Origin of the sequence: Psychrobacter sp. I-STPA6b, assembly GCF_020662265.1 — a bacterium.
GTDB lineage: Bacteria > Pseudomonadota > Gammaproteobacteria > Pseudomonadales > Moraxellaceae > Psychrobacter.
Map to the genome: position 1 here is coordinate 25919 of NZ_VEWM01000080.1, position 26214 is coordinate 52132.

General features: G+C 40.6%; 22 protein-coding genes. 10 read left to right on the forward strand and 12 right to left on the reverse strand.

Annotation, left to right across the window (positions count from 1 at the left end; genetic code table 11):
• Positions 1-37 precede the first annotated feature (37 nt).
• Positions 38-2011, forward strand: a complete 1974-nt coding sequence (locus FHK88_RS09900; protein ID WP_227430588.1) for a TonB-dependent receptor domain-containing protein — start codon at positions 38-40, stop codon at positions 2009-2011.
• Positions 2012-2102: 91 nt separating this feature from the next.
• Here the strand turns inward: FHK88_RS09900 and FHK88_RS09905 are convergent, their stop codons facing one another.
• A complete protein-coding gene (locus tag FHK88_RS09905; RefSeq protein WP_227430589.1) occupies positions 2103-2309 on the reverse strand; it encodes a DUF2905 domain-containing protein in 207 nt (68 codons plus the stop codon).
• 311 nt (positions 2310-2620) lie between these two features.
• On the opposite strand from FHK88_RS09905, the gene purD reads away from it, so the two are divergent.
• Positions 2621-3928, forward strand: coding sequence for a phosphoribosylamine--glycine ligase (gene purD / locus FHK88_RS09910; RefSeq protein ID WP_227430590.1), 1308 nt, complete (start codon positions 2621-2623; stop codon positions 3926-3928).
• A 33-nt stretch (positions 3929-3961) separates the two neighbouring features.
• Entirely contained in the window at positions 3962-5353 is a 1392-nt protein-coding gene (locus FHK88_RS09915) for an ABC1 kinase family protein (protein ID WP_227430591.1), read from the forward strand.
• Positions 5354-5446: 93 nt separating this feature from the next.
• On the opposite strand, the gene FHK88_RS09920 is transcribed toward FHK88_RS09915, so the two are convergent.
• The gene (locus FHK88_RS09920) at positions 5447-6055 is read right to left on the reverse strand and encodes a GIY-YIG nuclease family protein (protein ID WP_227430592.1); all 609 of its coding nucleotides are present in this window, start codon (positions 6053-6055) and stop codon (positions 5447-5449) included.
• Between the two features lie 41 nt (positions 6056-6096).
• A complete protein-coding gene (locus FHK88_RS09925; protein ID WP_227430593.1) occupies positions 6097-6735 on the reverse strand; it encodes a DUF938 domain-containing protein in 639 nt (212 codons plus the stop codon).
• 166 nt (positions 6736-6901) lie between these two features.
• Between FHK88_RS09925 and FHK88_RS09930 the strand changes: the two genes are divergently transcribed.
• Positions 6902-7096: a DNA gyrase inhibitor YacG gene (locus FHK88_RS09930; RefSeq protein ID WP_227430594.1), complete on the forward strand. Its 195-nt coding sequence runs from the start codon at positions 6902-6904 to the stop codon at positions 7094-7096.
• A gap of 82 nt (positions 7097-7178) precedes the next feature.
• Positions 7179-8369, forward strand: a complete 1191-nt coding sequence (locus FHK88_RS09935) for an aspartate aminotransferase family protein (protein WP_227430595.1) — start codon at positions 7179-7181, stop codon at positions 8367-8369.
• A gap of 206 nt (positions 8370-8575) precedes the next feature.
• On the opposite strand, the gene FHK88_RS09940 is transcribed toward FHK88_RS09935, so the two are convergent.
• The 7 genes from FHK88_RS09940 to FHK88_RS09970 form a co-directional block, all read right to left on the reverse strand.
• A complete protein-coding gene (locus tag FHK88_RS09940; RefSeq protein WP_227430596.1) occupies positions 8576-9481 on the reverse strand; it encodes a LysR family transcriptional regulator in 906 nt (301 codons plus the stop codon).
• A 193-nt stretch (positions 9482-9674) separates the two neighbouring features.
• Positions 9675-11720: a DNA polymerase III subunit gamma/tau gene (gene dnaX / locus FHK88_RS09945; protein ID WP_227430597.1), complete on the reverse strand. Its 2046-nt coding sequence runs from the start codon at positions 11718-11720 to the stop codon at positions 9675-9677.
• A gap of 151 nt (positions 11721-11871) precedes the next feature.
• The gene (locus tag FHK88_RS09950) at positions 11872-12453 is read right to left on the reverse strand and encodes a DJ-1/PfpI family protein (RefSeq protein WP_227430598.1); all 582 of its coding nucleotides are present in this window, start codon (positions 12451-12453) and stop codon (positions 11872-11874) included.
• Positions 12454-12667: 214 nt separating this feature from the next.
• A complete protein-coding gene (gene lysS / locus FHK88_RS09955; RefSeq protein WP_227430599.1) occupies positions 12668-14197 on the reverse strand; it encodes a lysine--tRNA ligase in 1530 nt (509 codons plus the stop codon).
• 85 nt (positions 14198-14282) lie between these two features.
• Positions 14283-14795: a hypothetical protein gene (locus FHK88_RS09960; RefSeq protein ID WP_227430600.1), complete on the reverse strand. Its 513-nt coding sequence runs from the start codon at positions 14793-14795 to the stop codon at positions 14283-14285.
• A 119-nt stretch (positions 14796-14914) separates the two neighbouring features.
• On the reverse strand, positions 14915-16006 hold the full coding sequence (gene prfA, locus FHK88_RS09965; RefSeq protein WP_227430601.1) for a peptide chain release factor 1: 1092 nt from the start codon (positions 16004-16006) through the stop codon (positions 14915-14917).
• 130 nt (positions 16007-16136) lie between these two features.
• Positions 16137-17282, reverse strand: coding sequence for a beta-ketoacyl-ACP synthase III (locus FHK88_RS09970; protein WP_227430602.1), 1146 nt, complete (start codon positions 17280-17282; stop codon positions 16137-16139).
• 464 nt (positions 17283-17746) lie between these two features.
• On the opposite strand from FHK88_RS09970, the gene pnuC reads away from it, so the two are divergent.
• Together pnuC and FHK88_RS09980 are read left to right on the forward strand one after the other, a co-directional pair.
• Positions 17747-18463, forward strand: coding sequence for a nicotinamide riboside transporter PnuC (pnuC, locus tag FHK88_RS09975; RefSeq protein ID WP_227430603.1), 717 nt, complete (start codon positions 17747-17749; stop codon positions 18461-18463).
• Positions 18464-18465: 2 nt separating this feature from the next.
• Positions 18466-19071 (forward strand): AAA family ATPase, encoded by a 606-nt coding sequence (locus FHK88_RS09980; protein WP_227430604.1) that lies wholly within the window; start codon positions 18466-18468, stop codon positions 19069-19071.
• A 13-nt stretch (positions 19072-19084) separates the two neighbouring features.
• Here the strand turns inward: FHK88_RS09980 and FHK88_RS09985 are convergent, their stop codons facing one another.
• Positions 19085-19255 carry a hypothetical protein gene (locus FHK88_RS09985; RefSeq protein WP_227430605.1) on the reverse strand — a complete coding sequence of 57 codons (171 nt, stop codon included), beginning with the start codon at positions 19253-19255 and terminating at the stop codon, positions 19085-19087.
• A 157-nt stretch (positions 19256-19412) separates the two neighbouring features.
• Between FHK88_RS09985 and FHK88_RS09990 the strand changes: the two genes are divergently transcribed.
• Together FHK88_RS09990 and FHK88_RS09995 are read left to right on the forward strand one after the other, a co-directional pair.
• Positions 19413-20426 carry a hypothetical protein gene (locus tag FHK88_RS09990; protein ID WP_227430606.1) on the forward strand — a complete coding sequence of 338 codons (1014 nt, stop codon included), beginning with the start codon at positions 19413-19415 and terminating at the stop codon, positions 20424-20426.
• A gap of 77 nt (positions 20427-20503) precedes the next feature.
• Entirely contained in the window at positions 20504-20866 is a 363-nt protein-coding gene (locus tag FHK88_RS09995) for a hypothetical protein (protein WP_227430607.1), read from the forward strand.
• Positions 20867-20872: 6 nt separating this feature from the next.
• On the opposite strand, the gene hrpA is transcribed toward FHK88_RS09995, so the two are convergent.
• Positions 20873-25054 carry an ATP-dependent RNA helicase HrpA gene (gene hrpA, locus FHK88_RS10000; RefSeq protein ID WP_227430856.1) on the reverse strand — a complete coding sequence of 1394 codons (4182 nt, stop codon included), beginning with the start codon at positions 25052-25054 and terminating at the stop codon, positions 20873-20875.
• A 282-nt stretch (positions 25055-25336) separates the two neighbouring features.
• On the opposite strand from hrpA, the gene FHK88_RS10005 reads away from it, so the two are divergent.
• A complete protein-coding gene (locus FHK88_RS10005) occupies positions 25337-26140 on the forward strand; it encodes a hypothetical protein (protein ID WP_227430608.1) in 804 nt (267 codons plus the stop codon).
• Positions 26141-26214: the final 74 nt, after the last annotated feature.

Here is a 26214-nt window from a genome sequence, read left to right on the forward strand (position 1 = left end):
GAATTTTTCTATCAATGAATTGCCCCTAGGATGCACTATGATCTCTCACCCAGCCAACACACAAACTCGCTTTTCTCGCACTCCGCTAAATACAATTTTACTAAGTATTTTAGCAACGGCTAGCCTTACCATGACTGCCAATGCTCAAGCAGATGTAGAAACGAGTCGTACAGCCAACGTTGAGGTATCAACTGACAACTCACCAGAAACCGTACTTCCCGAAGTCGTTATTACCGCTACTCGTACCCCTACTCTCGTAAGCGACACCATCGCTCAAACTCGTATTATTGATCAAGAAGAACTGCAACGTTATCAAGGTCAAACGGTACTTGATGTGTTAAAAAAGCAACCAGGGTTTAGCTATTATCAATATGGTGGCATAGGTACAAAAAGTAGTTTTTATCTACGTGGCTATGACAGCAAACAAGTACTAGTACTCATTGATGGCATACGCTATGGAGCGATGGACTCAGGACAACCAAAACTAGCATTGTTGCCTGCCGATCAAATAGATCGTATTGAGGTATTATATGGTGCTTCAGGCTCTAGTATTTATGGCTCAGATGCCATGGGTGGGGTCATTCAAATTTTTACCAAAGGTAGAGACGCCAGCCATACCAATGCCTCTATCAATGCAGGTATCGGCTCACACAATCATTATCTATATGGTGTCACTGCTCAATGGGTAAGTCCTTCTTCAACAGGCGGGCAAACTGTTGCCAGCATTTCTGCAAGTCATAATCAGACTAAAGGAATCAATGCCACATTACCTAACGCCAGTAATCCTTTCTCACCTTACTATCCAGATAAAGATGGCTTTAAAGCAGACAATGCTAGCCTCTACCTTAAACATGATATCAATGAACAAATCAGTCTAGGATTAAGTGGTTTATATAGTAAGTCAACAACTGATTATGATAATGGTGCAACCGTACCTAATACCTATCAACAACAAGAACAAGGGGCGGCCAACGCCTTTATTCAACTAAATACAAACCAATTAAATACCAAGCTACAGTATGGTGAAAGCCTAGATAAAATCAATGCAGTAGATAAAAACTCTCCTAATGGCAATGAGTTTGAAACCAAACAAAAACAAGCCAATCTAGTAGCTACATATCCACTGCAAGTTGGTCAAGTCATTGGTGGAGCAGAATGGTTAAAACAAGAAGTAGATAGTGCGTTATATAGTACCAATAATCGTACAGTTAAAAGTGTGTTTGCTGGCTATCAAATCTCAGGTGAACCATACAACCTACAAGCCAATGTTCGTTATGATGATAACTCCCAATACAAAAGTGAAACGACTTATAACTTAGGTGCTGCATACTCTATTACCCCTTCTACTCGTGTAGGTACTTCATATGCCACCGGATTTCGTGCGCCAAACTTAAATGAACTATATGGTGGTTCAGGTAACCCAAATCTCAAGCCCGAAACCAGTGATAATTACGAAGTGTTCATTGAAAATAACAGTCAACTACAGACTACCCGCCTAACAGGATATCACTCTAAAGTCGAAAATCTTATTGACTATGATTCTAATAATAGCTGGAAGATGGGAAATATTGATAAAGCTCGTATTCAAGGCGTCACTGTAACCTCAGACTGGAATATCAATAACTATTTGTTAGGCTTTAGCTACGATTATCAAGATGCCAAAAACAAATCTGGTAACTATAAAGGTGATCAAATAAAATTCCGCCCCAGACATAAAGGCTTAGTGTATGCTGGGTATCAAGGCAATGATTTTGACGTACGTGCTGAGGTGCAACACATCAGTGACCGCTATGCTCTTGATGGTATCTCAACCAATCGTTTGGGTACAAAAATGGATGCTTATACCTTAGTAAATCTAAGTGCTAGCTACTATCTGTCACCTAGTCTTAAACTAAACACTCGTATTGATAATTTAACAAATGAAGACTACGTTACTATTGATACCTACAATACACGCTATAACACTGACGGCACCAACTTTATGGCTGCCCTAACCTATACTTGGTTCTAAAAATCAAATATGTCCTTCTGATAACAAAAAGACCAACATAACGTTGGTCTTTTTTATTTCAATCCTTAATCTCACCAACTCTTAGATAAAACTAACGATTAAATAGATTCAACAAAATACTACCAACCACACTGATAATAATCATAGTCATAACTGGAAAATAAATGCGAGTATTACCAGATTCATAGCGAATGTCTCCTGGCAGTCTTCCTATCCAAGAAAATATATTAGGAAACACTAACCACACCACACCCACTAAAACCAAAATAATGCCCAGAAAAATCAACACTTTTGCCATACTAAATTCCCACATCAAACCACTTAACCATATAATTTTACTAACATTTTATAAAATTACATGTCTACAAGTCATACTTGGTAGCTATCCTATCTGATTTTATTTGTTATAATGCGTACGCTATACAATTGAGAAATCTGACACAAATATGACTGCTCTTCAATACATCATTTGCAATCATCATAAAATGTCGCCAGTATATGACATCAATCATAACACCGCATTGATAACGCATTAATAAACTGACACTAACAGCATCAATAGCACAAAGCCTCTAAAAGACTCATTTTAATTGATAGGACAGATTGGATATGAATATTTTAATCATTGGTTCAGGTGGTAGGGAACATGCTCTGGCATGGCAGTGTGCCAAGGATAAAAACGTAAACACCGTCTATGTAGCATCTGGAAATGCTGGTACTGCCTTAGAGCCACACTGTGAAAATGTCACTCTAGATGTTACTAATCATCAAGCAGTGATTGACTTTTGCCAGTCTAGTAACATTGACTTTGTGATTGTCGGTCCAGAAGCACCACTGGTAGATGGACTGGTGGATGACTGTCAAAAAGCAGATATTGCCATTTGGGGACCTACACAGTACTGCGCACAACTTGAAGGCTCAAAAACCTTTGCCAAAGAGTTTATGATTGCCAATAATATTCCAACTGCTCACTATCAAGCATTTACTGATGCCACAGCAGCAAAAGCCTATGTTAGTGAACAAGGCGCACCAATTGTAGTCAAAGCTGATGGCTTGGCGGCTGGTAAAGGGGTCATCGTCGCAGAAAGTATCGAAGATGCTCACCAAGCCATTGATGATATGCTTGCAGACAATAAGTTTGGTGAGGCAGGAAGTCGTGTGGTCATTGAGCAGTTTTTGACGGGTGAGGAAGCCAGCTTTATTTGCATGATTGATGGTGAAAATATCCTACCAATGGCAACCAGCCAAGACCATAAACGTATCTTCGAAGGTGATACAGGGGCAAATACTGGCGGGATGGGTGCTTATTCACCAGCGCCTGTTGTTACTGCTGAAGTTCATAACAAAGTTATTGAGCGTATTATTCGCCCTGTTGTTCAAGCGATGAAAGACAGTGGTCATCCTTATACAGGCTTTTTGTACGCAGGACTAATGATTGATGAACATCAAGACCCCTACGTGATTGAGTTTAACTGTCGCTTTGGTGATCCAGAAACTCAGCCAATTATGATGCGCTTACAATCTTCACTGGTAGAGTTGGTTCAGCAAGGCATTACGGGTAACTTGCCAGCAGAAGCACAGTGGGATGAACGTGCCGCTTTAGGTATTGTTTTGGCATCAAAAGGTTACCCACAATCCTCTTCAAAAGGCGATGTTATTACTGGCTTGCCACAAATAACAACTGACAGTGACGATACTGTCAAAGTATTTCATGCAGGCACAAAATTTGGTGACACCTCTCAAGATGGTATACCAGTCGTTGAGACCAATGGCGGGCGTGTGCTGTGTGTCACTGCTTTGGGCAAAGATATTTTAGAAGCACAACAAAAAGCCTTAGTGACGACTGCCTCTATCCGCTTTGATGGCGCTCACTATCGTCGTGATATTGGACATCGTGCCATCTCTCGACAATCGTAACACCTTTATTTTTATTCTGGCAAACAGGTATTTATGGCTGATAATACGACCAAGAAAACACTCGATGAACTCAAAACATCAAGTTTTGACCGACGTTTATCAATTGCTAAAGCATCTTTACAACTTGGCAAGCGCTGGGCGGGTAATAGCATGTCTGGGCTGTTTTTGAATAAAGAGCAGCGTGACCTACGCAATCAAAACTTTCGCCAAGAGCAAGCCCAATACCTTGCTGATGAGCTGGGAAAACTGAAAGGTTCGGTGGTTAAAATTGGGCAGATGCTCGCACTATATGGTGAGCATTTTCTGCCTGCTGAGATTACACAAGCACTACACAGCCTCAATGATAATACAGCAACTTTATCATGGTCTGTTATTGAAAATGCACTCAAATCACAGCTAGGTGATGCTTATCATGAGCTTGAGATTGACCCCCAGCCCATTGGTACTGCCTCACTGGCTCAAGTACATCGAGCGACCATCACTGCTACAGGGCAAGATGTGGTACTTAAAGTGCAATATCCTGGTGTTGCCGATGCCATTGACTCTGACCTCAGCCTATTTAAGCAACTACTAAAAGTCACCAATGCTGTGCCACAAACACGCGCGCTTGATGAATGGTTTGCAGAAATCCAAGATTTGTTGCATCATGAAGTCGATTATCATGCCGAAGCTGATACCACAGAGCGCTTCTACCAGCGCCTCCAGCATGATAATCGTTATATTGTGCCACAGATTATCCGCCCCTACTCGACCAATCGCTTGCTATGTATGACCTATGAATATGGCGTACCTGTCACAGATGCTAGCTTGCAGTCACTCAGTCAGGCACGCCGTAATGCTTTAGGGCAAGCAACCATTGATATTTTATTACAAGAGATATTTCATTGGGGTGAGATGCAGACTGACCCCAACTTTGGTAACTACCTAATCCGTACCCATGACGAAACATCTGGGCTACCTGACCAAATCATTTTGCTTGATTTTGGAGCGATGCGTCAGTTTGATGAACAGCTTTTGCATATTGCACGAGACTTAATGCAAGCAGGCTTTTATCATAACCAGCAAGCCATGGAAGATGCCATGAAAGGCTATGCTTTCTTTGACAATATGAGTGATACTGTGCGCCATGATATGGCTGAAGTCTTCTTAATTGCCACTGAGCCATTTAGCCTGCCTGAGCATAATCCAGATATTCCTGCAGAGCTAATTGATGAGCAAGGACAATATCGTTGGGCAGATAGCCAGCTACACCAACGTATCATGAAAAAAGCCAGCCAATCAATGCAGTCATTAGAGTTCAGTCTGCCCCCTAAAGAATTTATGTTTATCAGTCGTAAGTTTATCGGTGCTTATACCTTTTTGACTGTATTAGACGCACGTACTGACAGCCGTAGATTAATAGAAACGGTGGTTAACGCTTCATAGCACCATATAATATCATTGCTACCCCTAGTATTCTCACTCTAAAAATACATACCTTCTTATTTAAATAGAGAAGGTATGCCACTTAGATAAATCCTAGATAAAGATAGCATTTAAATAAAACACATGGCTAGAGCAACGGCAATCACTACTGCCAATACCCAATAGAGGGTTTGATGTTATAGCAGTATTTGTATCAGCGCTTATATCAGCACCTAATTGTTTACTTTGCAATGCTTTATTTGGTAGCACCTTAACCTGTGACAGCTTATTATCGTTTAATTTACCTTTTAATAACTGTGCCAAGCGACACTCCGCCATCAACTCTTGATTTTCCTGATCACTCAATACCCAACAACCAAGCATCTGCATCGGCTCACGTATATAGTCAATATGCCAACGCTTTGCTTTTTGAGCATCATTACGCCAGTGCCGACCAACACGACTGGCTATTCCTCCCGCACCTCTAGCACTACCCACATAAAAATAAAACCCTGAAGACAAAGTAAAATCACCCAACTTTCCCACAGTTACACATACTTCATCTGCTAGGTACATGACCAAAATATAGAGACCTTTTGTCTTAGGTAGCATCTCTGCTGTTTTAATCCAAGTGAGATGTTGATTGATACTGTCATTTATTAATATGTCATCTATTAACGAAGATAGTAAAAAATCTGGCGATTGATGTACTGATTTTTTCATATACTTGACTTTCAGTGCGACAACTGCAAAAAACTAGCTAGTTATGGCTGATAATACCACTGATCAAAACGAGTTTTATAATTAACTGGTTTGCATAAAGTCAACTGCCAGCATGCCTCTCCCCTTGCCAGATACTTCACCTCAAAGTGCGTACGCTGACTATCTGCTGGTACGGGCGTCTTAATGGTTGGCAGGCACCAAACATTTACAGATTGTGATTCAGCATTGTCAATATAACTTTGGATGTTACTAGCTAAAATGATTTGTCCACCCTCTTTAAGACGTGATAATAAAAACTCAAAAAATGGCATATTTAACCACTGCTGATTTGGATTATGCGGTTCAGGGTTTGGATATAATAAATACACAGCATCAATGCTGGCAGGGGCAAGTGCATGTACCACCCATGCAATCGCATCTGCATGTATTGGAAATAAATTATTTAACTGTTTTTGCTGTGCAATTTTGGCAAAAGCTTGAAACTTTGTACGTGTACGCTCAATAGCAATCAGTTGCTGTTTGGGGTGTTGCTCTGCATACTCAACAGCATGCTTCCCCTTACCAGCACCGATTTCTATCAGTAGTGGCTGTGACTCATCAATAACAGGTATGCTAAAGTCTCTTGGTAAATGTAACTTTTCAGGTTGAAACTCTCGGTTATGACGGTGGGATAATGACATCAATTTCTTCTCTTGTATCAATATATTTCTAATATCAGCTCTGATAAACAATTTTTTGTTTAACAAATTGAGTTTATTATCGTCCGTGATATGATACTAGAGCATATCATTAATTAGAACACTTGTTTCTTTTTTTAACTCACTTATAGATGAATATCCAAACTTTATGACTCAACCGCACAGCAATACACCAAAAATGTACCCTTGCCCACGCTGTAAAACTGCAACAACATGGCAAGATAATCCCTATAAACCCTTTTGTAGTGAGCGATGCAAGCTCATTGATTTGGGTGCATGGGCAAATGAGGACTATAAAATAGCATCTGCTGATAGTCCTTTTTCTACAGAGCTACCTGAGTAATAGCCCTTTCCACTGATATATAATGATAAACTCACCTATCAATGCTTTTCTTTTATTGTGATTTATAGAATAAGGCTTTTTTATGACACACTCTTACTTAATGCCAACGTATACTCGCCAGCCCATCACCTTCACACGGGGTGAAGGCAGTTGGCTATATACTGAAGATAATACCGCCTATCTTGATGCTTTAACTGGTATCGCTGTTTGTGGGCTCGGACATTGTCACCCTGAAATCACCAAAGCCATTCAAGAGCAGGCTCAAACACTCATACATACCAGCAATTTATTTGGGATTGAATGGCAAGAGCGTGCTGGTGCAGTGTTATGCCAAGCTGCTGGGATGGATAATGTCTTTTTTGCAAACAGTGGCGCTGAGGCAAATGAAGCCGCCCTAAAACTGGCACGACTATATGCACACAATAAAGGCTTCAAACGCCCTAAAGTGATAGTTATGGAAAAGTCCTTTCATGGACGCACCTTGTTGACTGTCTCAGCAACGGCAAATCCCAAAGCACGCGAGGGTTTTTTCACCCTAGATGATGATTTTATTCGTGTACCATTTGGTGATATTGATGCCATTAAACAAGCCGCAGCAAATAATGACGAAATTGCTGCTATTTTATTAGAGCCTATCCAAGGTGAAGGTGGTCTCAATGATGCTGCTAATGGTTTTGAGTTTTTAGAGCAGATACAAGATATTTGCAATGCCAATGACTGGCTATTTATGCTTGATGAAGTACAAACCGGTAATGGACGTACAGGTAAATACTTTGCTTATCAGTATAGTAGTGCCAAACCTGATGTATTAACTACCGCAAAAGGGCTAGGTAATGGTTTTCCTGTCGGTGCATGTATGGTCAGAGGTCGTGCTAACGGACTGTTTGGTGCAGGTAGTCATGGCTCAACCTATGGTGGTACTCCCCTAGCCAGCCGTGTGGTATACAGTGTTTATGAACAACTAAAAGATGGTACTGTCATGCAAAATGCTGTGCAAGAAGGTGACTTTATCAGACAAAGCCTGACAGAAAAGCTGGCTGAATATCACGTGACTACCCGTGGACACGGTATGATGATTGGGATTGTTCTACCCAGTGACTGGGATTGTAGCACTTTAGTGGATACAGCTCGTGAACAACAAAAACTGATTATTAATGTGGTTGGTGGGCATGTTGTACGTCTATTACCACCTTTGAATATGAGCCGTAGCGAAAGTGAGCAGTTAATTGAGCGACTGGTTAATGCCATTCAAACATTGGCTAAACAACAGTAACCATAAACCACTTTGTCATTCTTTGACTATCTTACTGATACATCGTATTGAAAATGCAATATCTCAATATAATAAAACAGCCCAATAAGGGCTGTTTTTATATGCTACATCATAGTCTTAGCTGAGCAATCCAGAAACAAACGATGTCGAAGTATCTATAAAAGATACCCAATAAAGTTTTCAACTGTTGCTACAGATAAAACTCATTACTTTGAATAGTTTTCAAAGTATTCTTTTAACACTTCCAAACATCGTGTAATTTTTGCAGGTTGTTGCTCTCTATCTAAAGTTACCGCATACAATACATAATCTGGTAACTGATACTCAGGTAACACTTCCACCAACTCACCTGAATCCAATTCTTTTTGGATATCCAGTGATATCATCCGTACCAAGCCATGCCCTGACTTAGCCAATGCGGTTGCAACAAAGACATTATTGGTTTGGATACGAGTATTACACTTCACCTTTGTCTTTTTACCTGATTCACGACATACCATCTCAAGCACATTAGGGTCTTTAACCAGCTCAATACCAATTAACTCATGCTTGCTAAGGTCTTTGGGTGTTTCAATTTTATCATGCTGTTGTAGATATTCTGGTGACGCAACCAATACTTGCTTCACCTCAGCCAAAGCATGGCTACTCATTTTGCTATCTACAATACTAGGACTCATACGAATAGCAATATCAACTCGCTCATCAATCATATCTATATAATGATTGTCTGCTAAGAAATGCACAGCCAAATCATCATGTGCAGTTAGCCATGTTGATAGTGCAGGCAAAATATGATTGACGCTAAGCTCAGGTGTGGTTGCAATACGTAGGCTTCCAGCCAACTCATCACGCAACTGATTCACCCGCATACGTCCTTGTTCAGCCGCATCTACCACATCTTTAGCAGCCTCATAAAACCCTGCTCCTGCTTCAGTAAGGCTTAGCTTACGAGTTGAGCGATGTAGCAACACAACACCCAAGTCATTTTCTAATGAGCGAATTTGCTGACTAACCGCACTGGTGGTTATTCCTAATTCGCGAGCTGAGCCACTAAATGAACCATGATTAACGACACTAGCAAATACTGCCATCCCTCTTAAATTGTCTAACATATTATTGATACCTACCTTTGGAAATGAAGGGTAATAATTATAACGCAAATTCTTGTTATTTTATATTTTTCTTGTAACGAAAATTCGCCTATATGATTGATAATACAGAGATTACATTACATTTGTCCATCAACACAACGTACAATATATTTAATTATATATTAAAGATGACTTCAATGTGATTTATCTCAACTTATGTTTCTAAATTCAGTTTCAATTTAACAATACTTCCTTGTCCTTGAGACTGTAAATATTGCATTACTGGTGACTGATTTAGCTTTTGTTTCGCCATTAACTCAGCTTGCTCTAAGCGCATTTGTTGTCGTTTTTCTGGTATTAAAGTCTGTGCAGATGCTAATAAGCTTGAATCGACCTCAATACTTAAAGAAACCATGCCCAAATCTTGTTGTAATTGCTGTGCCAAAGCATGAAATGTACTGTGCATATGCTTGGTATCAAATGCCACTTTAAATACACCATCACCATGCACATCACCTGTCATCACACCTTGTCGTGCTAGTGCTAACTGGTCTTGGGCTAGCTTGCCTGCTTTGCGCGCACATTGTAACCAATAATCCCATTTTTCTGCTGTCCACTGCCCCTCTAAAAGCTGTTCTGGACAATTTAACAACGCTCTGGGGTCATCAGGCAGTAACTGAGACGTATTCTCGTTTGGTTCAACGTTTGGTTCAACGTTTGGTTCAACGTTTGGTTCAACGTTTGGTTCAACGTTTGGTTCAACGTTTGGTTCAACGTTTGGTTCAACGTTTGGTTCAACGTTTGGTTCAGCGTTTGGTTCAACGTTTGGTTCAACGTTTGGTTCAACAGCATCTAGGCTAACATTAGAGAACTGCTCAGAAAACCGCATCGCCTCTTGGTCATATCCATCATAACGACTATCTAACGCATCATATCGTATATCTTGCGTATCGTATGCACTTGCTAAGCCCGCATTATCTGTTACTCCCGTCGCATCTACCGTTTCTACAGAGCGTATATCATCATAGCTCTCTTCTCTGGTGTCTTCTCTTGTATCTTTATCTTCCCTAATATATTCCTCAGTATCTTCTTCAACAACTTGCTGAGAAGATGATATGGATACAGATTGCAATTGTTCAGCTTGTGGTTGAACGACTTCATTAACGGGTAATGGTCGAAATGCCAGCAACCGTAACAGACACATCTCTAATGCCTGCATCGGTGTATTTGCCAACTTAATATTCTCTCGACCTTGTATGGTGATTTGATAATATAACTGCAAAACATCAGGGCTTATTTGCTGTGCCAAATGCTCAATATCTTGGGCATGATAAGCACTGACATTTAAGCTCACATTAGGTACTATTTGTACCATTGCCAACTGATGAAGTAGTTCAGCAAGCCCATCAAACATACTACCAGCATCAACTAACTGCTGGCGCATCTGCTCAATTTGCGCCCCTACAGCCACCGTATCTCCCACAAAAATAGCATGCAACAACTTCACTAAATCTGCACTATCTATCAATCCCAGCATGTCATTGACAGTCTCATCACTCAAAGCACCTTGCCCAAAGGCAATGGCTTGGTCTGTCAAAGATAACGCATCACGTACTGAGCCTTTTGCAGCATGTGCTAACTGCCATAACGCAGCATCAGTAAAACTTACCTGCTCTTGAGTCAAGATATGATGAAGATGCTCACTAATCGCTTGTTGAGTTAAAGGACGCAACACAAATTGCAGACAACGAGAAATAATAGTGATAGGAAGTTTTTGGGGGTCAGTTGTTGCCAACAAAAACTTGACATGCTCTGGTGGCTCTTCTAACGTCTTTAATAGTGCATTAAAACTGTGTGTTGACAGCATATGCACTTCATCAATCAAATAAACCTTATAACGCCCTTGTGTGGGTGCATAAGGTACATTATCTAACAGCTCACGTGTATCTTCGACTTTAGTACGTGAAGCCGCATCAATCTCTATTAAATCAATAAACCGCCCTTGGTCAATTGCCACACAGCTACTACACTTCCCACATGGCTGGCTGGTGACGCCCGTATCACAGTTCAAGCATTTTGCCAAAATACGAGCAATGGTAGTTTTACCAACACCTCGTGTCCCTGTAAATAAATAAGCATGATGAAGACGACCATAATCAATCGCATTAATCAGTGCTTGTGAGACGTGCGTCTGTCCGACTAAATCATAAAAACTCTTTGGACGATATTTGCGAGCTAAAACTTGATAAGGCTGTGACATAGGGGCAATCAAACTTATAAATTAAAAGAAAAAAGTACCACAAAAAGTATAACAAAAAAGCCAACCATAAAGGCTGGCTTTATCCATATAAATTATATATAAATAAAAATATCAGAGTAATTTAACTTTCCTAACTTATTAAATTAAACCTCTAAATTTCAATTTTTGCTCCCAATACTTTAGCAAACTGTGCTAACCAAACAGGATGTGCAGGCCATGCAGGGGCTGTCACTAAATGACCATCTGTCACAGCTTCTGTCACCTCAATATCTGCATACTCACCGCCTGCCAAACGTACATCAGGTGCACAAGCGGGATAAGCAGAGCATTTTTTATCAGTCAGTACATTAGCGGTTGCCAAAAGTTGCGCCCCATGACATACGGCAGCGATTGGCTTTTTAGCACTATCAAACTCTTTGACAATCTCCAAAACCCGATCATTCAAACGCAGATATTCTGGCGCACGCCCACCGGGAATCAGTAAGCCAACATAGTCTTCTGTATTAACTGCCGCAAAGTCATAATTGATGGCAAAATTATGTCCCCGCTTTTCGCTATATGTCTGATCACCTTCAAAATCATGAATCGCAGTTGCTACCGTATCACCCGCTTTTTTATCAGGACAGACTGCATCTACTTGATAGCCCAGTGCTAATAAAAACTGGAATGGCACCATGGTTTCATAATCTTCAGCGTAATCACCAACAAGCATTAAAATCTTTTTATCTGACATCGACTGACTCCTTATCTTAGTTATAGATGTATTTGATATAAATACCAATATTTTTATTGGTACTTATATCATAGCCTCTAATATGATAAAGAACAATGACACAAAGATGACAGTTTTAAGAGCCTATATTTGTTTTTTATAGCAGGGTAATAAATATTCAATATAGACCCTCATATCACACATATCCACAGAATATGTTATCTATATAATATAGTTAATCTACTTTACGGCGCATATGCGGGAACAAAATCACATCACGAATACTTGCTGCATCAGTAAATAACATTACCAAACGGTCGATACCAATGCCTTCACCTGCGGTCGGTGGCAAGCCATACGATAATGCCTCAATATAATCGGCATCAAAGTGCATTGCTTCATCATCACCTGCATCTTTTTCAGCAACCTGACCATGAAAACGCTCAGCTTGGTCGGCAGGGTCATTCAGCTCACTAAAGCCATTTGCCAACTCACGCCCGCCAATAAACAGCTCAAAACGGTCGGTAATCTCTGGATTGTCATCATTACGGCGAGCCAATGGCGATGTTTCAGCAGGGTATTCAGTAATAAAGGTTGGCTGGCGTAGCTTATGTTCTGCCGTTTCTTCAAAGATAATGGTTTGCAGTTTACCAATACCAAAGCCTTCTTTAACCTGTTGTTTTAAGGTATTTTGGGCATAATCGGCTAAGTAATCTCTGTCGTCAATTTTGCTCATATCAAAATCTTCGGCATATTGAGCAATCGCCTCTTTCATCGTTAAGCGAGCAAATGGGGCTTTTAAGCTGATAGCCTCTTCTTGATAAGTCAGCTCTGTTGTTCCCAAAATATCATTGGCTAATTGATTAAACAGACGCTCAGTCAAATCCATCAAATCATGATAATCAGCATAAGCCTGATAAAACTCAATCATGGTAAATTCTGGGTTATGACGAGTTGAAACACCTTCATTACGAAAACTGCGGTTAATCTCAAATACCCGCTCAAAGCCACCGACTACCAAGCGTTTTAGGTACAACTCAGGGGCAATACGCAAATATAACGGCATATCTAACGCATTATGATGAGTAATAAATGGACGAGCCACTGCACCACCGGGGATTGGGTGCATCATTGGCGTTTCTACTTCCATAAAGCGTTCATTCAACATAAATTTGCGAATACCACTAATCACCTGACTGCGAATGATAAAGGTATCACGACTGGCTTCATTGGTCATCAAATCCAAATGGCGATTGCGATAACGTGCCTCAACATCAGCTAAACCATGAAACTTATTCGGCATTGGACGCAAAGATTTGGTTAATAAAGTAATCTGTTCGATATGCACATACAAGTCGCCTTTACCTGAGCGACCGATATAACCTGATACGCCCACAATATCACCCAAATCAAGTGATTTAATCAATGCTAACGTGTCTTTATCAAGCTCTTTGCGAGCGACATAAAGCTGAATACGCCCTGTCATGTCTTGGATAACGATAAATGCCCCACGATTGAGCATCACTCGCCCTGCAACATTAACTTGCGTTTTCTCACCTGCAGATACTTTCTCTTCAATCTCTTGCTTAGAAATATCAGCAAACTTGGTCTGCAAATCTTGAGCATAGTCGGTGCGTTTAAAGCCATTGGGATAAGCAGGCTTGCCCGTTGCAGTTATCTCATCAAGTTTGGCTTGACGCTGAGCAATTAGCTCATTGGCATCTTGTGGATTTTCGTTTTGCTCTTGGTGATTTTGATTTGACATAAAACTCTCAAAATTGTTAATTAAAAAAATAAATATAAGTTGCTAATATCATTAGCAACCTAATAGTAAAAATAGATTCGCTGGGTTAATCGACACAAAGCATACCTTGTGCCACACCTTTTTCAATGACTTGGTAACAGCCAAAGGGACTGCTGTTTGCTGAACACTGTCCAGTTTGATTACTCAACCCTGCCTCAATATATTGTTCTGTATTTCGGCAAGTCCCTTGACACTCTGAGCTATCTTGGCAAGTTTTGCCTGCATCTGCATACTCAACCACACACTGATAACAACCCAACATACCGCCCACTTGTAAGCTTCCACCCTGCTGTTGACACTGCTGAACCATGGCTGTTGGAGGTTTATTAGATGGCGTATAACAACCTGAATATTCTGCATTCTCTGTTGTGCTTTCCAATGTACTTTTTGGCGTTTTCTCTAAGTTTTCTGTGATTTTAACAGAGCTATCTGGGTTTTGATTGTCTGCTTTAGTTAATGAAGACGTACATGCAGATAACCCAAATAAAAGCACCATTATAAAACCAATCAAGGTTAATTTATTGCTCAATGGTGCTAATGTGAATGATGTCTTTACCATAAAAAATTTCACTATTGGGTTAAGGTTTTTCTATCGCTAAGTTTAGAGTCATTCGCTATTCAGGCTGTTTCCATATTGTTTTTGGTAAAAAATAAAATATGGATAATAACGTACCTACCTTATTCCTCACCGCCAATGCTTGCCATTAAATCTGCCTGATGCTCACGCAATAACGCATCTAACAACTCGTCCAAATCGCCTTCCATAATGCTGTCTAACTTATATAGAGTCAGATTAATGCGGTGGTCGGTCATACGCCCTTGTGGGAAGTTATAGGTACGAATACGCTCACTACGGTCGCCACTACCAACCAAATCTCGACGCATCTCATCGGCAGTATCTACTTGGGCTTGCACTTTGGCTTGCTGAATACGTGATACCAGCATTTTCATCGCTTTATCGCGGTTTTTGTGTTGGCTACGTTCTTGCTGACACTCAACCACGGTACCAGTTGGAATGTGCGTTAAACGTACTGCCGAATCAGTGGTATTGACGTGCTGACCACCCGCCCCACTTGAGCGGAAAGTATCCATACGAATATCGGCAGGGTTAATATCCACCGTATCATCAATTTCAACTTCTGGCATGACTGCAACGGTACACGCTGAGGTATGCACTCGCCCTTGACTTTCAGTCTCTGGCACACGTTGCACTCGATGCGCCCCTGATTCAAACTTTAAGCGACCATATACACCCGTTCCTGATACTCGGGTGATGATTTCTTTGTAACCACCATGTTCGCCTTCATTGGCAGACAGCACTTCCACTGTCCAGCCTTGATTTTGAGCATATTTTTGGTACATACGGAACAAGTCACCTGAAAATATCGCCGCTTCATCACCACCTGTCCCTGCACGAATTTCCAAAAAGGCAGGTACTTTGTCATTGGGGTCTTTGGGCAACATCATGACGTTTAACTCTTCTTCCATATCAATAATGGCTTGGCGAGCAGTGTCAATTTCATCTTGCATCATTTCTTTCATTTCAGGGTCAATTGCTTCAGCTATCATCTCTTCAGCATCGGCTTGGTCAGCTTCTGCTTGTAGATAACGCTGCCAAAGAGTAGTGATTTCGCTTAAATCACTGTGCTCCATTGACAGTTCACGAAACTGATTATTATCACTAATAACATCAGGGTCAGATAATAATGCAGTGACTTCTTCAAAGCGGTCAACCATTTGGTCGAGGCGTAGGCGTAAGGATTCTTTCATATTGGTATTTTAATGTGGTTAAAACAAAGGGGGATTATAACAAAAAACCCAACCTATCACAGCGACAGGTTGAGTCTTTATACAAATTTTGACAAGGTTTTATCCATTGTCTGATACAAGTCGGGCAGATTTATACCTTTCTGACCAATACTGAGCCAATCGAATAGCCTGCACCAAATGAACAAATAACCCCTAAATCACCCGAGCTTAGCTGGTCTTGATAACGGTGAAAAACAATCATTGGGCTGGCTGAGCTGGTATTGGCAAACTCATCAATCACACTTGGAGCAATAGATTTATCTGCTTCTTTACCGACAACCATACGCAAAATTAAATCGAGCATATTAGCATTGGCTTGGTGTAACCACATCATCTTAATTTCGCTAGGCTGTAAGTCATTTTCTTGCAGATGGGTACTGATGATTTCAGCAACTTTCGGGCAGACTTCCTTAAAGACTTTACGCCCATGTTGCAAAAACAGCTTATCTGTCACTGGCTCTTTGATATCGGGATACATTGGCGTACCCGCTGCCAAAAACTCGGCTCTATCCATAAAGCCATATTCATTTTTGATATTGGTTGAAAACTGAGTAAACAGTTTACTATCTAAGATTTCATAGCCTTTTGGTGTTTCTAGCTCTTCAACAATGGTTGCAGTCGCCACGTCACCAAAAATAAAATGACTGTCACGATTACGCCAGTTTAAATGTGCTGAGGTAATCTCAACATTAATCACAGCCACGCGCTTACCCAAGCCAGCACGAATTGAGCCTACCACTTGAGACAAACCGAAAGTTGCCGCACTACAGGCAACGTTCATATCAAAGGCAAAGCCTCTCTTCATACCAATCGCATGTTGAATTTCAATGGCAACGGCAGGATAGGTTCGCTGAAAATTTGAACACGCTAAAATTACCCCATCCAAGTCATCTGCTGTTAATCCTGCATTATCTAGTGCTTGTTGTAATGCTGATACGCCCATCTCTGCCATCACGGACAGCTCTTCACCCAACTTGCGATATGGGATAACAGGTGCCATGATTTCAGGGTCTAAAATGCCTGATTTTTCCATCACATAGCGTGATTTAATACCTGATACTTTTTCAATAAACTCTGCTGATGAATGTTGTAGTGGCTCAATATCACCTGCGTCAATCTGCGCTTGATGCTCAGCATTATAGTTGTCTACATACTGATTAAACGTAGCAACCAGCTCTTCATTGCTGATTTTATAAGGTGGGATATATAACCCTGTGGCGGTGATACAAATACTCATAGATATTCCTTATGTCTATATTTTTAGCAACCCTAGTATTTCATAAATCTAGTGTTTAGTGAATAACTGTAAACTCATATTAATATGGGCTATTATGCCTTGATTTAGCAAATTTGACCATATTTTGTTACATTTATTGTCGTTTGGGTATAAAGTTAAGTGACATTGATGATGATATGGTTACGTTATATAGTTACTTTATATCCTTCTTTGTATGTCCATGAAATCACTCTCGCCACAAATAAAAATAAACAATATTTCATCATAACTTCATTATAGATTCTGGATTATATTAAAATAAACATGCACTGATATTCAAATAATATTAAATAATAACCAATGATAATAAAACCCAAATACTTTATCAAAATACACAATACAATTTACCTGCATAAAACCCACCACCTTTGTACAATCCCAATCATTAGTATAGAATGGTTCTCATTCTCTTAGGAAACCTGACTATGCTAGACATTTTTAATTGGTTATTTGGGCAATATGCCGAATACGAACCCATCTTTATTGTCCTTGAACTCATCGCCTCTGTATTTGGTATTGCCAGTGTATTATTAGCACGTAAAGGTAATGTTCTGGTTTATCCTGTGGGGCTGGTTAGTACCGCTTTATATGTCTATCTACTTTGGAATTGGCAACTATTTGGTGATATGTTGATTAATGCTTACTATACCGCCATGAGCTTATATGGTTGGTATAACTGGTCACAAAATTCTGATGCTAATAACAGTAACTCTGATGATAATACAGTGCGTATTGAGCGTATGAGCAAACGTGACTTACCCATCATGCTTGGGCTTGCCAGCGTTACAGTCGCCTTTGTGGCATTGGTTTATTATTTCCGCCCAGTGATTAATAATCACTTTAGCTTTACTGGTGTGGAGTTAGGCATACATTTATTCACATGGGTAGACTACGCTGATATGGTCACCACAGCGTTATTTTTAATGGGTATGTGGCTGATGGCAAGCCGTAAAATCGAAAACTGGATTGTATGGATTATCGCTGATAGCATCTCTGTACCATTATATTTTTATAAAGGCTATACCTTCACCTCAGTGCAATATATTATCTTTACTGCCATTGCCATTTGGGCTTATATCGGCTGGCGTAAACTATATCGTGAGCAACAACTCTCCCATACACCGAATGCCAAACTTGCCTAATTATGCAAAATTCCAACCCAACACTCACCGCTTATCAGCCTAACTTAATCCACTGTGACCTTAGCCAATATCAGCCAGAGTCAATCACTAAAGTGCTGATACTGGGGGCAGAAAGTACAGGAAAGACAACTTTGTGTCAGGATTTAGCGACTCATTTTAATGAGCCGTGGGTGCTGGAATATATGCGTCCTTATTTGCAAGAAAAATGGGATAAAGAGCAAAAAACCTGTGAATGGCAGGATTTATTACCCATCGCTCAAGGGCAGATTGACTTAGAAAATAAACTGGCAAAACAAGCTCAAAAATATTTGTTTTGTGATACCAGTTTGTTTGAATTGATGGTGTATTCACATTGGTATTATAACGACTGCCCTAGTCAGATTGAGCAAGCAGTCTTATCACACCATTATGATTTAATTTTGCTCACCAAAGTTGATGTGCCGTGGGTGGCAGATGATTTGCGTGATTGTCCACATGAACGCGATAAAATGGCACAAAAGTTTGCAGACACACTACGCCATTACAATAAAGACTTTCGCTGGATTGGTGGTAGTCGGCAACAGCGAGTACAAACGGTGGTGGGTTGGCTTAATGACTTATTAGCTTAGTGCAATCAATAAATTAAAACCAATTTTGTGCCACATACCAGCCAGCAAATAACCCAATAATACTGCCCACCAAGCCCATCACCAAGCTGGTTGGCGACCAATAACTTGCACCAAATACCCCCGCTAATAAACTACCTGCATAACCAAAACCGATACTAAATACTGCCATCATTAGACGATTCATTTTTATTCCTGTGTATAATTCATTATAGTCAATCTAAAAACACAGTATAATATAAATTGTGTCAAGTATTTGATAAATAACATTCCCATTTAACTAATTTTTCGTTACATTAGCTATATTCGACCCAAATACTGACAAACCCTTTAGGAATAAATCCATGTCCATGTCTAAAACAAATAGCCCTGTTAAAACACACCATATCTTAAGCCTTAGCTTATTAGCCATTGCCATCAGTGGCTGTGGTGGTCGCGATGACAGTAAGATTAACCGAGAATACGAGCGTATTGAAAATCAAGTCAAAGATGAATACAAACGGGTAGAAAATAAACTGTCAAACAATGAAAAAAGTATGGCAGAGATTTTAAAGTCTGTCTTTTTACCTGAGCAAAGCCTTGATAGATTTTTGGATAAAATCACCCCTGAAGGTGGGCGTGGTGGCTTATATGTTGGGCATTTTGTAGAGCTAGATGATGGTGATAGCAATGATATTGATATTGGAGCGATTTATTTTGATATTAGCGAAGATGTCGCAGGCAGTGTAAATGGTCGTGTTAGCTATCAACAGCAACCTTGCCAAGATAATCGCACCTTAGCAACGGATACTGCGGTTAAAGTCAATAATAATATCGTCGGTAAACTCTCTGGTAGCCTCGATACGCCTAAGTTTCTTGACATGAAATATTTCAATAAACTTGATATAAGAACGCCCAGTATTTTAACCACATTTGCTGGTAGCTTTAGTGAAAGTGCAAGTGGTCATCCGTGGTTAGGTAGCTTTGAATATCAAGATGGCTTGGGTGGACAAAAACTCTCATCAGGCAAAGATGACTGTCATGTTCGCTATACTCTTGGGGGACGAGCCAACTATAGCAGTTATCCGCTTGATTACCATCTTGGTGATATGAAGCTTGAGGTGGTCAATAATACGCTTCAATGGCAAAACCCTGCTAATACTGCATTGGTTTTGGTTAGTCAGATAAATATTGATAAGGCAAAATCTGCTGATAATGGCTTTGAGCGTAATCAAGTGTTCCATCAGCAAGAAACGCAATTTACACCTGTTATCACCGCCCAACGAACCAACTATGCCTTTGTTGCCCAAGCCTTTGATAAAAATAATGCATTAATTGGTTATCAAGCAATTGTGATGGATTTGCCAAACGGTAAATAATTAATTGTTTTTTAGGCTAAAGTTAAAGTAAGCCAGTTATTTTATTGGCTTACTTTTTTGCTAAATATTGATATAAAATGAATGACTATCTCGTATGTCCCAAATGTCAAAAACTTGTTAAAAGTAAAATTCAAGAACGTACATCAGGTCTATACTGCTCAACCTGTGATGAATGGACTGTCGTCACCAGCCACTTTTCAGCCATTGAAACTGACCCAAATCAATACACATTAACTTTTCAGTTAACCTCTCTTCCACCGAAACAGACACTTAAAACTTTATCCCATAAACTTAAACTAAATTATATTACCATCAAAAATAAAATAGATAAAAAACATGACTTTATTTTTAAGGGTAATGCAAGTGATGTATTAGAACTGATAGAAGTTTTAGATAATACTGATAATACCTATCTGATAGAACCAAATTTTTATTATTAGTAGCTGTTAACTCACCTTTTCCCATACTTTACTTAGGCGTTTTTGCGAAACGGCTTGACGGGTTTTCATTGGTTGGGCAAATAGTTGGATACGATATTCTTCGACCAGCCAGCGATAATCGCTGATTGTCTCATCATCAGCACGTCCTGCCAGTCGCTCCATGTGTATGTCTAGCTCGTACACACCATCAAGGTCACTATCAAGGTTATGTTGCAAGCGTTCGATACGGATTTCTAAGGCTTCAAGGTAGCGAGGATATTGTTGCCAGTGTTCATAATCCATACGATAGACAAAGTCGGCTAGGTGTAAGTCCTCAAGCTGGTCTTCAATGTCATCAATAGATTCGCCAAAGATTTCTCTATCAAGCATAAGCAGGCTTTGGCGGATACGTTGCCAACGGGTGTAAACCTCTTTAAGCAAATGCAATATGCGTTGCCCGACCAATAGGAAATTTGCAAGGACAGCTTGGGAAGTTTGCTGATATTCACTGTTGCTTAAAGGTAATTGCTCAATAAGGTTTTGGGCAATTTGGTCAGCAGTATTATTGTTGCTATTGATATGCTCAGGCAAGAAATCTTGATGGTCAAACACAATACCATGCTCGCTTAGGGTAGCGTCAAGACTGGCATCAGTGACGATGGTTTTAAGTTTATCCATCTCACCTAATGGGGCAAAGGCAAGTTTAAAGGCTTTGTCAATTTGTGAGGTTAGCTGTTTTTGTTTTGCCCCCAACTGCCCTTTGATAAGAGTCAGCACCCCTTGGCGATGGGCTTTTAGACAGGCGGTAATGTCGGTGTAATGGTGGATAGATACCGCTTCGCCTTGCTCATCAGCGACAAGGGCAGAAAATTGCTTCATCACCACGCCTGCACTGTGGCGATTTTTACTAAAACGGAAGTGTTCGGGAAAATCGTGGTGTATGCCTTGAGCGTCACCCTCTTTATGGCTTAGAGCTTGAGCGGTGGTGCTGGCATGGCGAAGTTGCAAGGTTTGTAAGTCACGCCCCTTTTCAATCAGACGGTTTTTATCATCAACCACACAAATTTGCGGTTGTAGATAGCGGTCAATATTGGCAGGGTTAAAGTGTTCAGGGGTGACCCCTGTAATACCTCGACGCTGTAGGGCTTGGCAAAGCTGTTTTAGCAAGCCTTGTTGGTGGTCACGCTCAAGCTCATCAAATAAGCTGTCGGCAGTATCAGGAATAGGAACGATTTGCCGACGTATGTCTTTGGGCAATGATTTAAGCAATTGTAACACCAATTCAAACCGCCAACCTGCAATACCCCAAAGCAGTTCAACAGCGTCCAGTTGCGGTAAGGCAACCAATGGCACGCGGATACTCACACCATCATCATCACTGGCAGGGTCAAAAACATAAGTTAAGGGTAGTTTTAAATCACCCAGTTGCCACACTTCGGGGAAATCGCCTGTAGTCGGGGCGGTTTCTTTGAGTACGTCTTCATCGGTAAAGAATAGATACTGTGGGTCGCTACTTTCGACTTCAGCTCGCCAATCCTCAAAGGCTTTGCGACTGGCGATGTGTTCGGGAATTTTACGCTCATAAAATTGGTATAAGGCTTCTTCATCGACCAATAAATCACGACGACGCAGTTTATCCTCAATGCGTTCGACATCAGCGATTTTATTTAGGTTATGTTGCAAAAATTTGGCGTCACGTCCCAACTGCCCTGTTACTAAGCCATCACGAATAAAGATTTCTCTGGCTTCAGCAAGGTTGACTTGCTCATAATTGGTTAGCTGTTTGTGAATGACGATTAGACCAAATAGACTAATTTGGGCGTAAGCTCGCACTCGTCCTGTTTTCTTTGACCAATGCGGTTCAAAGTAGTGATATTTAAGCAAATCCCCTGCACAAGCGATAACCCATTCAGGTTCAATTTTGGCAACGGTTCGCATAAATACTTGTGAGGTTTCCACCACTTCAAACGCCATCACCCATGCAGGCATTTGTTTAAAGACGGTACTGGCAGGGAAAATCTTGGCTTTTTGCTGGCGAGCAACCAAATACTCTCCGCGATTTTCGGTTTTATGGGCAATCACCGATAATAACCCTGTTAATAAGGCTCGGTGCAGATTGGCATATTTAACCGCCTTTAATTGTTCGTCTGCTTGTTCGTTTTGCTCATTGCCTTTGTTTTTGTTATTACCATTACTACTATCCGATGACAATAACCCCAATTCACTAACCATTTGCGTTAATTGTTGATAGGTTTTTTGCCATTCTCGCAGGCGTGGAAAACTTAGGTAATGCTTTTTGGCAAATTGTTTGCGTTGGTTATTCGACAGCTTATCGCCATTGTCATCACTGCAAAATACCGCTTTCCATAAGTTAATATAAAATAAAAAGTCGGAATTTTCGGCTCGGAATAAGGCGTGTTTTTGGTCGGCTTGGGTGCGTTTTTCGGCAGGGCGTTCTCGTGGGTCTTGTACCGCCAATGCCGAAACGATAATCAGCATATCTTGCATACAGTCAAAGTCACTGCCTGCCACCAACATTCTAGCAAGGCGTGGGTCGATGGGCATACGTGCCATTTTCTGCCCAATACGAGTTAGTTTAATGTCGTTTAGGGTTTGTTTGCTGATTGGTTTAGTTTTGGCTTTGGAATTTTTGGCAGTCAATGCCCCCAACTCATCTAACAATTTGCGTCCATCTTTGACCAAACGGCTGTCAGGTGGCTCAATAAAGTCAAAGTTTTCCACCGTTCCCAAACGTAGGCTTGCCATCTGCAAAATCACTGAGGCAAGGTTGGTACGTAAGATTTCAGGCTCGGTAAATTCGGGACGAGAATTAAAATCCTCCTCACTATATAGGCGGATACACATACCCGCTGCCACCCGACCACAGCGACCTTTACGCTGATTTGCTGCTGCTTGGCTAATCGCCTCAATCGGCAAACGTTGCACCCGTGAGCGATAAGAATAACGAGAGATACGGGCAAAACCTAAGTCAATCACATAGCGAATACCGGGGACAGTCAATGCCGTTTCAGCAACGTTGGTAGCAATAACAATGCGTCGCCCTTTACCTGATGGTTGGAAAATGCGTTGTTGCTCAGCGTAGCTTTGACGGGCAAATAACGGCAATACTTCGGTATGGCGAGGACCATGCGTCTGTAATACCTCTTGCAAATCACGAATTTCTGCCTCAGTGGCGGCAAAAATCAAAATATCAGCTTGGTCAGGGTGTCCTTTTTGCTTGGCATCAGCAAAACACTCCTCCACCGCCGCTGTCACAGCTCGAGGCAAGTTATCCTCAAAGTCATCAAAAGCGTCATCATCTGAGCTACTGACAGGCTCATCAGTCAATGGTCGATAACGCACTTCTACTGGATAACTGCGACCTTCAACATTGATAACAGGGGCAGGCACAAGGCGTTTTTTTGCCTTATCATATTGAGCAAAATAATTGCTAAACCGCTGGGTATCAAGGGTCGCTGAGGTGATAATTACCTTTAAATCAGGGCGTTTGGGCAGTAAATTTTTAAGATAGCCCATGATAAAGTCAATATTCAGGCTGCGTTCGTGTGCCTCATCAATAATGATGGTGTCATAACGGGTCAAAAAGCGGTCATGACCAAGCTCAGCAAGCAAAATACCATCGGTCATTAACTTAACAATCGAGTCTGCACTGCCCTGCTCATTAAAGCGGATTTTAAAACTGACCGTTTCACCCAATGGCTCGCCAAGCTCTTCGGCAATGCGATTGGCGACACTACGAGCTGCTAACCTGCGTGGCTGAGTGTGTCCAATCTGCCCTGTAATCCCACGCCCTGCCATCATTGCCAGTTTGGGTAGTTGAGTGGTTTTGCCCGATCCTGTCTCCCCTGCGACGATAATCACTTGATGGTCAATAATCGCCTGTACCAAATCTTCAGCACGTTGGCTAACAGGTAAGTCATGGTTCAGTTTTTGGGCTAGGTTTTTAGGTAGGCTGTCAATACGCGCTTGCACCGCTTGCTGTGAGCGGGCTTTGATTTTGTCAAATTTGCTTTGCTGGTCATTATGATTATTGCCGTTATGGTTTTTATGACTGTTTTTGCTGTTAGTATGGCTTTGTTTATCTGATGGCTTGCCATTTTGTTTGCCAAGCTGATGTTGCAACCGACTAAGATAATGACGGTCTTTGGCTAAAACAGGCAATTCATCATATTTTTTAGTCGTTTGCATGTCATTGCTGGCAGTGATGGGGCTATCAGTGTTTACAGTTTGCTCTGTTTTTTGTGTTAGTTCTTGTATTGCATCTTGCTTGGAAGTAGTTGGGGTTTGTGTAGTGGCTTGCTTAGAATGAGTTGCAGTTTTCTTAGAAGTATCAGTCATTGGCTTAGGCTATTTTTGGCTAAAGTTTGCACTAATATGAGGGTTATTGGTGCTATAATCAAGAGCGTTATCACCATTATCTAACAGCCTTTAGGGCTAATAATAAATCACTAAAACATAAGGACAACCCTTATGGATACACTAAAAGACCCTTACTCTCAGAATTTAAATTTTTGGATTGTCATTCCACTGACTTGCTTTATTGCTTTTTTAAATTATCAATATTTTTATCATATTGGCACGATTGTACCTACAGTGCAGCGTATACAACAGTATTTTGATAGCCTACACAACCCCATCAGCATTACCCTATTTGTGGTGGGTGCTTTTATTGCGACTTGGTTATTTATCATGCTCACAAGCATTGTTGCAAGCATCATTTTTATAATACAAATACAGCTTGTATTGCCCCTTTCTTATATTGTTGAAAAAATCGCGTATGATAGAAAGCAACAGTCTCAATCATTATCAGATACTGACAAAACAGCAAAAGAATTGCTAGATACACAGCAAGAAATAATTAGTTTTAAATCACAAGAATCATCTGAGCCACCCAAACCACCCAGTATTAAAGCCGTCATCATTCAATTATTCGTCGGTTTTCTTTGTTTCCCATTATTATATTTAAATTTTTTTGCTCCCAATTTTAGTTTTGTAGATTATTCGGTGGGGCAGATAACAATATATATGCTATTGCATAACCTGCTATTTTTTGCCTTTTTAGGCATAACGCTTGTATCAATTTATTTCCAGAAAGGTATCATTTTACTAATCATGCTATTACTGCCATTTATCAGCCTTTATCTCATGGTATTTTATTATCCATTTGATAATGCCTTGATGATGTTGCTGGTCAATTCACTATATAGCAATTTTTTGCTGTTAAGTATGGCAATGTTATTTCTGTTATGGATAATTTGTATGATGTCTGATTGAGGTGATATTTATAAATCCTTCCAATAAACTAATGATAGTCATTCTAAGATGTGCAGATGGTACTACGTAAGTAT